Annotated in this window: 10 protein-coding genes; 7 read left to right on the plus strand and 3 right to left on the minus strand. The window is 72.5% G+C overall.

Features of this window, described 5'->3' with window-relative positions:
• Positions 1 to 82: 82 nt before the first annotated feature.
• The 5 genes from FOF48_RS00135 to FOF48_RS00155 all read left to right on the plus strand — a co-directional run bounded on the left by FOF48_RS00135 (position 83) and on the right by FOF48_RS00155 (position 6,317).
• A complete protein-coding gene (locus FOF48_RS00135; protein WP_143897522.1) occupies positions 83 to 1,570 on the plus strand; it encodes an MraY family glycosyltransferase in 1,488 nt (495 codons plus the stop codon).
• 4 nt (positions 1,571 to 1,574) lie between these two features.
• Entirely contained in the window at positions 1,575 to 2,675 is a 1,101-nt protein-coding gene (locus tag FOF48_RS00140; protein WP_143897524.1) for a nucleotidyltransferase family protein, read from the plus strand.
• An 80-nt stretch (positions 2,676 to 2,755) separates the two neighbouring features.
• Positions 2,756 to 3,727 (plus strand): nucleotidyltransferase family protein, encoded by a 972-nt coding sequence (locus FOF48_RS00145; RefSeq protein WP_143897526.1) that lies wholly within the window; start codon positions 2,756 to 2,758, stop codon positions 3,725 to 3,727.
• A gap of 104 nt (positions 3,728 to 3,831) precedes the next feature.
• Complete coding sequence (locus FOF48_RS00150) at positions 3,832 to 5,130, plus strand: UDP-glucose/GDP-mannose dehydrogenase family protein (protein ID WP_143897529.1); 1,299 nt, start codon at positions 3,832 to 3,834, stop codon at positions 5,128 to 5,130.
• Entirely contained in the window at positions 5,127 to 6,317 is a 1,191-nt protein-coding gene (locus tag FOF48_RS00155; protein ID WP_143897531.1) for an acyltransferase, read from the plus strand. Before FOF48_RS00150 ends, FOF48_RS00155 begins: the two co-directional genes overlap by 4 nt.
• Before the next feature lie 40 nt (positions 6,318 to 6,357).
• On the opposite strand, the gene FOF48_RS00160 is transcribed toward FOF48_RS00155, so the two are convergent.
• A complete protein-coding gene (locus FOF48_RS00160; RefSeq protein WP_143897533.1) occupies positions 6,358 to 6,633 on the minus strand; it encodes a hypothetical protein in 276 nt (91 codons plus the stop codon).
• Between the two features lie 175 nt (positions 6,634 to 6,808).
• Here FOF48_RS00160 and FOF48_RS00165 point away from each other — a divergent pair, with 175 nt between their 5' ends.
• Positions 6,809 to 9,418: an O-antigen ligase family protein gene (locus FOF48_RS00165; protein ID WP_143897535.1), complete on the plus strand. Its 2,610-nt coding sequence runs from the start codon at positions 6,809 to 6,811 to the stop codon at positions 9,416 to 9,418.
• Here the strand turns inward: FOF48_RS00165 and FOF48_RS00170 are convergent.
• The gene (locus FOF48_RS00170) at positions 9,379 to 9,900 is read right to left on the minus strand and encodes an aminoacyl-tRNA deacylase (RefSeq protein ID WP_186001707.1); all 522 of its coding nucleotides are present in this window, start codon (positions 9,898 to 9,900) and stop codon (positions 9,379 to 9,381) included. The genes FOF48_RS00165 and FOF48_RS00170 overlap by 40 nt on opposite strands.
• A gap of 133 nt (positions 9,901 to 10,033) precedes the next feature.
• Complete coding sequence (astB, locus tag FOF48_RS00175; RefSeq protein ID WP_143897537.1) at positions 10,034 to 11,356, minus strand: N-succinylarginine dihydrolase; 1,323 nt, start codon at positions 11,354 to 11,356, stop codon at positions 10,034 to 10,036.
• A gap of 18 nt (positions 11,357 to 11,374) precedes the next feature.
• Between astB and FOF48_RS00180 the strand changes: the two genes are divergently transcribed.
• Complete coding sequence (locus FOF48_RS00180; protein WP_143897539.1) at positions 11,375 to 12,328, plus strand: lysophospholipid acyltransferase family protein; 954 nt, start codon at positions 11,375 to 11,377, stop codon at positions 12,326 to 12,328.
• Position 12,329 lies beyond the last annotated feature (1 nt).

A 12,329-nucleotide genomic window follows, 5' to 3' on the forward strand; every position in this document is an offset into this window, starting at 1 on the left:
GAGTCGTTCCGCACCTGCGCCGCCGGGACGTTGACGCGTTGCATAGAGGGCCGTCACGATGTGGGGTGGACGTTCTCCCCGCATGATCACCTTCTTCGTCGCCTTCCTCGTATCGCTCGTCGTGGCGCTGGCGCTCACGTGGGGCGTGCGTGAGCGCGCGTTGGCGTGGGGCTGGTTGGATCAGGCGAACTCCAGCCGCAAGGTGCACGTGCGGCCCATCCCCCGGTTGGGCGGGATTGGCATCGTGGGGGGCTTCTTCGCGCCGCTGTGCGCGTTGTTCCTGGTGGATTCGGGCGTGGGGGACCAGTTCGTCTCGCAGACGGCGCTCATCGTGGGGCTCTTCGTCGGCGGCGGCATCATCGCGGCGCTGGGCCTCTACGACGACCTCAAGGGGGCGGGCGCGAAGCTGAAGTTCTCCGTGCAGTTCGCGGTGGCGCTGGGCCTCTACGCGCTGGGGTTCCGCATCGAGGTGCTGGCCAACCCGTTCGGCGCGGAGCTGACGCTGGGGCTGCTCAGCCTGCCCCTGACGCTGCTGTGGGTGGTGGGCGTCATCAACGCGCTCAACCTCATCGACGGGTTGGACGGGCTGGCGGGCGGGGTCGCGTTCTTCGGGGTGGGCACCCACTTCCTGCTCGCGCTGATGCGCGGGGACGTGCTGCTGTGCCTGCTGATGGCCGCGCTCGCGGGCGCCATCCTTGGGTTCCTGGTGTTCAACTTCAACCCGGCCTCCATCTTCATGGGGGACACGGGCAGCATGTTCCTGGGCTTCGTGCTCGCGGCGGTGTCCATCAAGACGTCGTCGAAGAGCGGCACCGCGGTGGCGTTGCTCGTGCCGGTGATGGCGCTGGGCCTGCCCATCATGGACACGCTGCTGGCCATGGTGCGCCGCTCGCTGCTGGGCAGACCGATGTTCAGCGCGGACAAGGAGCACATCCACCACCGGCTGATGAGCCGCCTGCTGCTCTCCCACCGCACCACCGTGCTGGTGCTCTACGCGCTGTGCACGCTCTTCATGCTCACCGCGCTGGGGCTCCACTTCGCCAACAGCACGCAGAGCGCGCTCCTGCTCTGCGGCATGGGCGTCGTCATCGTGGTGCTGATGCGCAAGCTGGGCTACCTGGACATGCGCCACGTGGGCGCCGTCCAGCAGACGCGCCAGCACAACCACGAGCTGCGCACGCTGGTGCGCTCCGTCACCGCCGCGGTGCGCGCGGCCGGTTCGTTCCAGGAGGTGTGGAACGCCGTGCGCCCGCTGTCCGGCGGCATGTCCACGTCCCAGGTGGAGCTGCGCCTGCGCCGCCCGCATGAGGAGCCGGGCGGAGGCGTCATCTTCGAGTCGAAGGATCCCGCGGCCGGCTCCGCCGCCGCGCTGGAGGTGCGCATCGACGTGAAGGACGGAGAGGCGCTGCTCGGCGTCCTGCGCCTGGTCTGGCGCGACGGGCGCTCCACCATCGACCGGGACGAGGAGCTGGCGCTGGAGGTGCTCGCGGACGTGGTGGCCGAACGCGCCGGGCAGCTGGTGGCCCTGGAGGCCGCCGAGCCCGGGCGCATCATCGCGCTGCGGCGGTGAGCGCATGACGACCTCCGTGGCCCTGTTGTCCTTGCTCCAGGCCTGGCCGGCGGCGCCCGCCGCCCCCGCGCCCACGGAGGCCGGTGCCTGTGACGCGTTGGTGAAGTCCGCTGTCCGCCACGGCCTCGCGGGCTTCGTCGAGCACGCGCTCGCCCGCGCGGACTGGCGGCTGACCCCGGACGCGCAGGCGCTGCTTCGCCGCGAGGCGCTGGCGGGCGCGGCGCGGGGCATGCGGGTGCGGGCGCTGCTCGCGAAGAGCCTCGCGGCCCTGGCGGAGGTGGGCGTGACGCCGGTGCTGCTCAAGGGCTACGGGCTCGCGCGCAGGCTCTACCCGGAGCCCCTCCAGCGGGCCACGACGGACGTGGATCTGCTCGTCGCGCGCGCCCGGGTGCTCTGCTCCGTGCACGCGCTGGAGGGGCTGGGCCTGACGACGAGGGCCGGGGACATGGACCGGGACGACACGCACCACGTCGAGCTCTCCAGCCCCGACGGGCTGGTGGAGCTGCACTACCGCGCCCTCGCGGGCTACGGACAGGCGCTGGAGGGTGACGCGTTGGTGGCGCGGGCCCGGGACGCGGAGCTGGACGGCCAGCGCGTGCGCTACCTGTGCCCCGAGGACGAGGCCGTGTACCTGGCCTTGCACGCGAGCAATCACCTGCTGCAGCGGCTGGCGTGGCTGTTCGACCTGAAGCTGCTGGCCAGGGCCCACCCCACGCTCGACTGGGACCGGGTGGTGACGCGCGCGAGGCAGAGCGGTCTGCCCCACCTGGTCTGGTACGCGTGGGACGCCGCGCACCGGCTCCTGGACGCGCCCGTGCCTCCCTGGGTGCTGAAGGCCCTGGCCCCGCCCCGGTGGCAGCGGGCGCTGGCGGTCCGGCTGTTCTCCGGGCCCCGGCTCGTGGAGGCGGAGCTCGCCCGGAGCAAGCCCGCGTGGGTCGCCGCGAAGCTCGCGCTGGCCCCCCGGGCAGGGCCCATGGTGCGGTACGCGCTGCGGCGGCTGCGGGGCTTCGGGGGCCCGCTCCGGAGCGCGCCGGAGGCAGGGGAACCCAGGCCCGTGCGCCCGCCAGGGCCACGAGCGGCCCGTCCCGGAGTGGGACGCGAGTGATGTCCAGGCCCCAGCTCCGCGTGCGCGCCGCAAGACGGTGATTGCGGCGGGCAGGCCCGGACCATTAAAGGTGCCGCACCATGGCGCCCAGCCTCCTCGATACCTTCCGGGTCCTGTCCTCCTTCGAGCCCCCGCGCGGAAAGCTCCGGGGCGCACCGTGGGAGGCCTATGTCGATTGGGCCATCTCGCAGGGGCTGGCACCGCTCGCGGCGTACAACCTGGAGTACCGGATGGGCGGGGGCGAGGCGCCGGAGTGGGCCCGCGACCGGATGATGTCCATCTACACCGGCTCCGTGAACGACAACGTCATGAAGCTGGTGCACTTCAAGCGCATCGTGGACCAGCTGGAGGGCCGCAAGCTGCTGCTCCTGGGCGGCGCCGCCTTCGCGGAGGCGCTCTATCCGCACGTGGGCTTCCGGCCCGTGCTGGACATCCAGGTGCTGGTGCGCCGCATGGACGTGGACGGCTTCGCCGGCTACCTGTCCAACCACGAGTTCGTCCCCGAAGCGGACACCACGAACAGCGGCGCCGCGCGCGTGGTGTCCGACGGCCGCACCCCCATCTACCTGTACGCGGACGTGCTGGGCGCGAGCCGACGTGAGCAGTTGGCCGGCATCTTCGACCGCGCGCGACCCATGAAGGTCTACGGGCAGTCCGTCTTCCGTCCGGAGCTGGAGGACGCGCTGCTGCTCACCGCGCTGGACCAGGCCCACCACGGCTACGACGTGCCGTGGCTGTCGTACGTGGACCTGCGGGAGCTCATCACCGGCGCCACGTGGATGGGCGGCGTGTATTCGCGTCCCCTGGACGTCCCGGCGCTGCTGACGCGCGCGGAGGCGTTCGGCCTGGAGCGCGCCCTCTACACGTCGCTCGCCATCGTCGCGCGGTTGTTCCCGGAAGCGGAGGGCGCGGCCACCGCCGCCTTCCCTCCGCTGCGCCGCGCGACCCGGGAGCTGCTGGACCGGGGGGTGGTGGGTCCGGTGAGCACCCCCGGGCGTTCTTCCGCGTTGAGAGGTGTGGACCGGCTGCGCCGCCTTCTCACGGGGCGATGAGGCTGTCCGGCCGCTCGGCGTCCATCGCCCCCGGGCTTTCTTTCGGTGCGCCTGTCGGCGTATGAGTTCATGACGCCACCTGTCGAAACCAGGACACTTCAAGAATGCGCATTGCCATTATCGGATCGGGCTACGTCGGACTCGTCGCGGGTACCTGTTTCGCGGACTCGGGCAACGACGTCGCATGCGTGGACATCGACGAGCGGAAGATCCGCATGCTCCAGGATGGGCAGGTCCCCATCTACGAGCCGGGTCTGGAGGAGCTGATCCGCAAGAACGTGAAGGAGAAGCGCCTCACGTTCACGACGAACCTGGCGGAGGGCGTGGCGAATGCCCAGGCCGTGTTCATCGCGGTGGGCACGCCGGAGGGCGAGAGCGGCGAAGCGGACCTCCAGTACGTGCTCGCGGCGGCGCAGCAGATTGGCCGCGCGATGAAGCAGTACACGGTGGTGGTGGACAAGAGCACCGTGCCGGTGGGGACCGCGGACAAGGTGCGCGACGCCATCTCCAAGGTGACGCAGGTGGAGTTCGACGTCGTGTCCAACCCGGAGTTCCTCAAGGAGGGCGCCGCGCTGGACGACTTCCTCAAGCCGGACCGCGTCGTCATTGGCGCGGACTCCGAGCGGGCCCGGCAGCTGATGGGAGAGCTCTACGCGCCGTTCGTGCGCACGGAGAACCCCATCCTGTTCATGGACACGCGCTCCGCGGAGCTGACGAAGTACGCGGCCAACGCGATGCTGGCGACGCGCATCTCCTTCATGAACGACGTGGCCGCGCTCTGCGAGAAGGTGGGCGCGGACGTGGACTTCGTGCGCAAGGGCCTGGGCGCGGACAAGCGCATCGGCTACCCGTTCCTCTTCCCGGGGGTGGGCTACGGCGGCTCCTGCTTCCCCAAGGACGTGAAGGCGCTGGTCACCACGGCGCGTGAGTACGGCCTGGAGCTGGACCTGCTGCGCGCGGTGGAGCGCACCAACGAGCGCCAGAAGAAGCTGCTGGTGAGCAAGGCCGTGAAGCACTACGGGTCGCTGGAGGGCAAGAAGTTCGGCGTCTGGGGGCTGGCGTTCAAGCCGAAGACGGACGACATGCGCGAGGCGCCGGCCATCGAGGTCATCGAAGGCCTCATCGGCAAGGGCGCGCAGGTGATCGCCCATGACCCGGTGGCCGCGCACGCGTCCAAGCGCGTCTTCGGCGACCGCATCCGCTACGCGGACGTGCCCTACGACGCGCTGGAGGGCGTGGACGGCCTGTTCGTCGTCACCGAGTGGAACGAGTTCCGCCACCCGGACTTCGCGCGCATGAAGTCGCTGATGAAGTCGCCGGTGGTCTTCGACGGCCGCAACATCTTCCAGCCCGCGCGCATGCGTGAGCAGGGCTTCACCTACTTCGGCATCGGCCGTCGATGAAGCAGCAGCCGGGTGGCGCGCTGGATGCGTTGACGGGGCTGCGCTTCCTGGCGGCCCTGCACGTGGTGCTCTTCCACTTCGGGACCGCGTGCCTGAAGGACGTGGCGCCGGAGTGGGTGGTCCACCTGGTGGGCTCCGGCTACGCCTCCGTGGGGGTGTTCTTCCTGCTGTCCGGCTTCGTGCTCGCGTACAACTACGTGGACGCGGGCGGCGGGATGGGGACCGCGCCCCGGGCCTTCTGGAGCGCGCGCGTGGCGCGCGTCTACCCGGTGTTCCTGCTGATGTTCCTGCTGTCTGCGGCGCCCACCATGGGGGCGTCGCTGGCGGTGAACTCGCTGCCGGTCGCCGCCGCGAAGCTGGGCACCGCGGGCCTCACCACGCTGGCGCTGCTCCAGGCCTGGGTGCCCCGGCTGGCGCTCTACTGGAACCCGCCGTCCTGGTCCGTGTCGGTGGAGGCCTTCTTCTACGCGGTGTTCCCCGCGCTGGCCCGGCGGCTGGCGCCCTTCCGAGGCGCGCGGATGACGGCGGCCCTGGTGGGGGTGTGGCTGCTCGGGCTGGTGCCGCCGGTGCTCTACGTGGCCCTGCGTCCGGACGGGCCGGGCACGCTGGACGTGGCGTTCACGGGCCTCTGGCTGTCGGTGGTGAAGTTCAACCCGCTGCTGCGCCTGCCGGAGTTCCTCCTGGGCGTGCTCCTGGGGCTCGTCTTCGTGCGGGAGCGGGCGGCCTCCCGCCCTCCGCGCTCCGGCGCGGTGATGGCGCTGGCGGGCGCGGCGCTGCTGCTCGCGGGGTTCTCCCAGGGTGGGTGGATCCCGTATCCGCTGATGCACAACGCGCTGCTGGCGCCCGCGTCCGCGCTGCTGGTGTACGGGCTCGCGCGGGGCGGAGGCCCCCTGGGCCGGCTGCTCGCGCGGCCGTGGCTGGTGCACCTGGGCGGGGCCAGCTACGCGCTGTACCTGCTCCAGTACCCGGTCAGCGAGTTCGTGCACTGGCTGGAGCGCTACGTGGACCTGACGTCGCCCTCGCGCTTCCTGGCCGTGCTGTTGGTGGTGCTGGTGCCGGCGTCCGTGGCGGTGCACCGGTGGGTGGAGACGCCGTGGCGCGCGAAGGTGAAGCGCGGGCTCCAGCCGTGGGTGGAGGGCGGGGACTCCGCGCGGGCGGCTCCGGCGCGGATGGCACCGGGCGCGTAGGTCCGCGGGCGGGCCCCGCGCCGTCGTCAGCGGACGGCGCTCAGCGCGCGAGACCGCAGGCCTTCTTGCCTTCCTCGGTCTCGATGGTGCGGCAGTCGCAGCCGTCGAGCTTCGCCTCGCAGGCGAGCTCATCCTCGGCGGTGGGCTCCACGCGCTTCTCTTCGTCGGCGGCGCGCTGCCGGCAGGACTGCTTCTCCACCGAGTTCAAGGCGCACTCACAGAGCTTCTCGGACAGCTCGCGGCAACTGCTCTTGCACGCGGTGAGTCCGGAGAGGGAAGCGCAGAGGACGGCGGCGGTAAGCAGGAAGCGACGCATGGGGTCGGGCGAAGATGCCAGATGGGTCCCCGGATGCAAGCGGTGTCCCGGTGGGCCCGTTCATTCGGTGGCCCTGAAGCCTCCCTGGAGGGAGGAGGCGTCCGGGCGGCGTGTCCCCTGGCTGGGAGGACGGGGCCGGGGCGCGTGACGGGCGTGACATACTCGCGCGCCTCGCATGGCTCCTGGCCCTCTCCGCGTCTCCCGGTACACGGTCCTCGCCGAAGCGGCGCTCGCGGCGCTGGTGGTCCTGGGGCCGGCGGCGCTGGGCGGAGCGGCACCCTGGGTGTCCTGGCCCCTGTGCGTGCTGTCCGGGGCCGCGGCGGTGCTGGCCTTCGTGGGCGCGCGGCGGCAGCGGGAGACGCCGCGCGTGCCGTTGCTGGCGGCGCCGCTGGTGGGGGGCGTGGTGCTGTGCGCGCTCCAGCTCGTGCCGCTGCCGCCGGGGGTGCTGAAGTACGTGAGCCCGGAGGCCTTCGCGCTGCGCGAGGACGTGCTCGTGCCGCTGGGGCTCGAGGGGCTGCGGCCGGTGTCGCTGGATCCGTCCGCCACGTGGCGCGAGCTGGCGAAGCACGCGGCGTATCTGCTGACGTTCGTCGCGGCGGCGCAGGTGTGCCGCGCGCGGGCGTCGCGGCAGCGGCTGCTCGCGGTGCTGGCCTTCACGGGCGCGGCGGTGGCGCTGGTGGGGTTGGGGCACGCGCTCTTCGGCGTGGAGACGCTGTTCGGCCTGCGGGCCTACGTGCACGCGCGACCTCCGCTGGTGACGCCGTTTGGAAATCCGAACCACCTGGCCGGGTTCCTGGGCCTGTGCGCGACGGTGGCGGTGGGGCTCGCGCTGTCGAAGCAGCCGCGCTCGCGGGCGTGGCCCTTCGCGATGGCGGCGCTCGTCTCTGGCGTGGGCGTGCTGCTGTCGCTGTCGCGCGCGGGCATCGTGTTCCTGGTCTTCGGACAGGTGCTGCTCGCGGCGTGGCTGCTGAAGCAGCGGCGCGAGGCACGCACTCCCGCGCGGCCCGCGTGGGGCCGGGGCGCGGCGGTGTTGCTGGGCCTGCTGGCGATGGTGTCCGTGGGCGTGTCCCTGGCGGCGGATCAGCTGTGGGCGGAGGCGCGCAGCTTGGACGGCGTGGAGGCCCTGGGCCGCGGCAAGATGGAGCCGTGGCCGATGATGGCCCGCGCGGCCAGCGCCTTCCCGGTGCTGGGCATGGGCCGCGGCGCGTTCGAGGCCGCCTTCCCGCGCTACCAGACCGAGCCCAACCCCAACACCTTCACGCACCCGGAGAACGGGGTGTTGCAGGTGGCGGCGGAGTGGGGCGTGCCCGGGCTGCTGCTCCTGGGGCTGGGCGTCTGGGCCTTCGTCCGGCGCGTGCGGCGCGAGGACCATGGCCCCGTGGAGCTGGCGGTGCTGTCGGGCGTGGCGGCCCTGGGACTGCACAACCTCTTCGACTTCAGCCTGGAGCTGCCGGCGTGCGCGGTGGCGGTGGCGGTGGTGCTGGGCGCGGTGGCGAGGCCTCGCGACGCGGAGCGCGGCGTGGCGCGACGGACGCGCATGGGCGCGGTGCCCACCGGTCCCGCGCTGGCCCTGGCGGCGGCGCTCACGGCGGTGATGCTCCTCGCGCTCGTGTCGGGCCGCCGGAGGATGGCGGACGCGGAGGCCCTGCTGGCGGAGCGCGTGACGGCCCATCCTGCGAGCGCGGAGGTGCGCGCGCTGGGGCTCCAGCTCATCGACGTGCACCCGGCGGACTACCTGCTGTACCGGCTGGTGGCGATGGCCTCCGTGGCGGACGGGGCGACGGGCGCGAGGGACGCGCTGACCTTCGTCAACCACGCGCTGTACCTCCGGCCGCTGGATGCGCCGTCGCACCGCGTGGCGGCGCGGGCGCTGCTACACCTGGGCCGCCGCGCGCAGGCCTTCCTGGAGTACCGCCTCGCGCACGACGCGGGTGACACGCGCGTGCTGCTCACCGAAGCGGTGCCCCTGGCGCGCACCCTGGAGGAGCTCGAGACCCTGACCCCCGAGTCCCCGGGACAGGCCTCGGAGCTGGCCGGGGCGCTGCTCGCCGAGCCCGCGCGTCGCGCCCTGGGGCTCACGTGGCTCGCCTGGGCGCGCGAGCACTTCGAGGGCCGGCCCGAGGCCACCGCGCTCTGGGTGCGCGAGGCGCGCGGCCAGCTCGCCCAGGGGAACCTCCCAGCGGCGGAGGCGGCGTGCGCGGAGGTGGAGCGGCGCGCTCCGGATGTCCTGCCCACGCACCTGTTGCGCGCGGACCTGTGGCGCGCGCAGGGCAAGCAGGCCGAAGCCCTCCAGTCCCTGGAATCGCTCGCGAAGCGCTTCCCCCAGGACGTGGAGCTGGCCTTCACCCTGTCCACACGGCAGCAGGAGGCGGGCCTCCTGCGCCGGTCCCGGGACACGCTGGCCGTGGTGGCGCCATACCTGACGGACACGCGCCAGCGCGCCCGCCTGCTGTCCCTGGAGGCGGACAGCTTCGAGCGCGAAGGCCTGCTGGCCCGTGCGCTGGAGCAGCGCCGCTCGGTCGTGGGGTTGCTGCCAGGACCGGAGAGCCACTTCGCGGTGGCTCGCTTGCAAGAGCTGCTGTCGCGCTACGACGCGGCGGCGCGCTCGGTGCACGAGGGCCTTCGGCTCATGGGGCAGGGCGACATGCGGCGCGCGGAGGCGGAGGCCTGGGCGGCGCGGCTGGAGGAGCGCGAGCGTGCGCTGGTGGACGCACGTCAGCGGGACCTGTTGGAGGCCCCGAAGGCTCAGGCGGACGCGCCCGAGTCCTCGATGGGAGCGCCGTAGGTCGCCTTCTCCACCGCGGTCGGCTGGATGAAGGACGCGACCAGCGGCCACTCCAGGCGCGCGAAGTCCTGGAAGCGCATCTCCAGGGCCTCCTCGTGCGAACCGGCGCGGAACAGCAGTCGCTCGTTGATGCTGAGCGATTCATCCAGCGCCACGGGCAGGCCGTACAGCTCTCCGAAGGGCGGCTCCGCGCCGGGCTCGCAGCCCGGAAAGTGGTCGATGAACTCGGACTCGGCGGCGAGCCGCGCGGTGCGCACATCCAGCGTGTCGCGCACCAGCCGCAGGTCCAGGGTCGCCAGCGCGGGCACGACGACGATCCAGGGCTGCCGGTTGGCCAGCACGATGACGGACTTCGCGACGCGCCAGCCCGGCACGTTGAGGACGCCCACGAGTTCCATGGCGGTCACGGCCCGTTCGTGGGCGTACCGCTCGAAGGGGACGCGGTGGCGCCTCAGGTAGTTTTGGATGGCGGTCGGAATCATGGGGGACGTCACCTCCTTGACAGTCAAGGTGTGTCCGGACGACGCGAGCGGCCATGCGGCGCGGAGCGCAGGCGGGCGGGCCTGCCCTCGGACGTCTGGCGTGACGGAGGGCAGGCAGGAGGACAGGCTCATGTCACCGCTGGAAGTCGTAGACGCTGCCCAGCTTGAGCAGGCGCGTCAGCTCGTCGAGCGCCGTCATCGTCTCGCGCGCCAGCAGCGGATCCCTCACGTCCTCCGGCTTGAGCACGTCGCGGTAGTGCCGTCGCACCCAGTCCGCGAGCGACGCGTGCAGGGCCGGGGAGTAGAAGACGTCCGCGGTGATGGCGGCCCGCTCCGCGTCCGTGAGGGAGATGCGCTGGCGCAGGCACGCCGGGCCCCCGCCGTTGTTCATGGACTGACGGACGTCCAGGTAGTGCACCGCCTTCACCGGGTTGTCCCCGGCGACGACGCGCTCCAGGAAGGCGCGCGCCGTGGGCGTCTCGCGGCTCTCGATGGGCGCGATGATGGCCATGGTGCCATCCGGCAGCGACAGCACCTGCGAGTTGAACGGATAGGCGCGCACCGCGTCCTTCACCGGCAGCTCGGCGTCCGTCGCGACCTCGAAGCGGAAGGCGTCACCCAGCTTCTCGCGCAGCGCCTGGAGCAGCTTCGGGTGCTCCACGAACGCCAGCGCGTGCAGCATGAGGAAGCGCTCGTTGCCCACCGCGAGCACGTCGGTGTGGAACGCGCCCGCGTCGATGCCGTCCGGGTGCTGCTGCGGCAGGAGCACCTGGGCCGGGTCCAGCTGGTGCAGCCGCGCCAGGGCCTGGCTGGACTCCAGCGTCTGCCGCGCGGGGAAGCGCTGCGGCCCCTTCACGTCCTGCCACGCGCTGCGCCCCCAGGCCAGCAGGTGCACGCCCCGGTGGCCCGGCGTCGCGAGGCGCGTGTGGTTCGCGGCGCCCTCGTCCGCGAAGTGCGAGCCGCCCGGCAGCGGGGCGTGGACCTGGAACTTCTGGGGGTCCGCGAAGATGGCGCGCAGCACCGAGTGCGTGGTGTCCGCCTCGATGGCGCGGTGGAACATCTGCGTGAGGTTCGCGGGCGTCAGGTGCACCCGGCCGTCCGCGGTGTCCACCGACGGCGCCACGGTGGCCGCGTTCGCCGTCCACATGGCGGAGGCGCTGGAGGTGAGGCGCAGCAGGTGCTCCGCGTCGCGGGCGGCGCGGGTGATGACCTCCTCGTCGGAGCCCGTGAAGCCCAGCGCGCGCAGCGTGCGCAGGGACGGGCGCGGCTGGGGCGGCAGCACGGCCTGCCCCACGCCCAGCTCCGACACGAAGCGCATCTTCTCCAGCCCCTGGAGCGCCGCCTCCCGGGGCTGGCTGGGCTGGCCCCCGTGGTGCTGTGACGCCAGGTTGCCGGGCGAGAGGCCGGCGTAATTGTGGGTCGGACCAATGAGGCCGTCGAAGTTGTATTCGCGCATGGGATATGGAGACGCGTCGTGGAGCGTCCCCCTTTAACAAAGCGCCTGAAGCGTTACCTGCGCTACCTGCTCATCGCCGGGATGTTGCGCCTGCTCCAGTTCCTGCCGCTGGGAATGGCCCGCACCCTGGGAATGACGCTGGGCGGCTGGGCCTATGCCCTCGCGGGCGGAGAGCGGCGCAAGGCGCTCAAGTCCCTGGCCCGCGCCTTCCCGGACCTGGGTGACGCGGAGCGTGACGCGCTCGGACGGGGGGCCTTCCGCCACCTGGCCGCCGCCGCCCTGGAGGTGGCCTCCACGCGCGCGCTGGATGCCGGACTGGAGGCGCTGGTGGCCTGGCCCGCGCAGGACCGGCAGGTGCTGGAGTCCGCGCTGGCGAAGGGGAAGGGCGTCGTCTTCGTGTCCGGGCACGTGGGCAACTGGGAGCTGCTCGCGCGGCGCGTGGCGAAGGCGGGCTACCCCAGCCAGAGCATCGCGAAGGAGACCAGCGACCCGCGCCTCACCGCGCTGGTGGAGGACTTCCGCGCGAAGGGCGGCGTCCGCAGCATCTGGCGCGGCCAGGAGGGCGCGGCCCGGGCCATGCTCCGCGCGCTGCGGAGCGGTGAAATCCTGGGCATCCTCATCGACCAGGACACCCGGGTGCAGTCCGTCTTCGTGCCCTTCTTCGGGGAGCTGGCGGCCACCCCGCGCGCGGCGGCGGACCTGGCGCTGCGCACCGGCGCGGCGGTGGTGGTGGGCTTCTGTCAGCGCGACAAGGAGGGCTACCGGCTCACGATGGAGGAGGTGCCCGCCCCGGACGCGGTGGAGCGCGAGGCGGCCGTCCAGGCCCTCACCACGGCCCTGTCACAGCGCATCGAGGCGGCCATCCGCCGGGCACCCGAACAGTGGGTGTGGATGCATCAGCGGTGGAAGACGCGTCCTCCCGGGGACGTTTCCCCGGCCCTCGCCGACACAGCGTCCGCCCCGGCGCGGTGAT

It is taken from the genome of Corallococcus sp. Z5C101001, from assembly GCF_007352635.1.
GTDB classification, from domain to species: Bacteria; Myxococcota; Myxococcia; order Myxococcales; family Myxococcaceae; genus Corallococcus; species Corallococcus silvisoli.

Excerpts from the sequence above, each read along its gene's own strand:
- FOF48_RS00135 (WP_143897522.1), top strand. The coding sequence starts at position 83 with ATGATCACCTTCTTCGTCGCCTTCCTCGTATCGCTCGTCGTGGCGCTG.
- FOF48_RS00140 (WP_143897524.1), top strand. The coding sequence starts at position 1,575 with ATGACGACCTCCGTGGCCCTGTTGTCCTTGCTCCAGGCCTGGCCGGCG.
- FOF48_RS00145 (WP_143897526.1), top strand. The coding sequence starts at position 2,756 with ATGGCGCCCAGCCTCCTCGATACCTTCCGGGTCCTGTCCTCCTTCGAG.
- FOF48_RS00150 (WP_143897529.1), top strand. The coding sequence starts at position 3,832 with ATGCGCATTGCCATTATCGGATCGGGCTACGTCGGACTCGTCGCGGGT.
- FOF48_RS00155 (WP_143897531.1), top strand. The coding sequence starts at position 5,127 with ATGAAGCAGCAGCCGGGTGGCGCGCTGGATGCGTTGACGGGGCTGCGC.
- FOF48_RS00160 (WP_143897533.1), bottom strand. The coding sequence starts at position 6,633 with ATGCGTCGCTTCCTGCTTACCGCCGCCGTCCTCTGCGCTTCCCTCTCC.
- FOF48_RS00165 (WP_143897535.1), top strand. The coding sequence starts at position 6,809 with ATGGCTCCTGGCCCTCTCCGCGTCTCCCGGTACACGGTCCTCGCCGAA.
- FOF48_RS00170 (WP_186001707.1), bottom strand. The coding sequence starts at position 9,900 with ATGATTCCGACCGCCATCCAAAACTACCTGAGGCGCCACCGCGTCCCC.
- astB (WP_143897537.1), bottom strand. The coding sequence starts at position 11,356 with ATGCGCGAATACAACTTCGACGGCCTCATTGGTCCGACCCACAATTAC.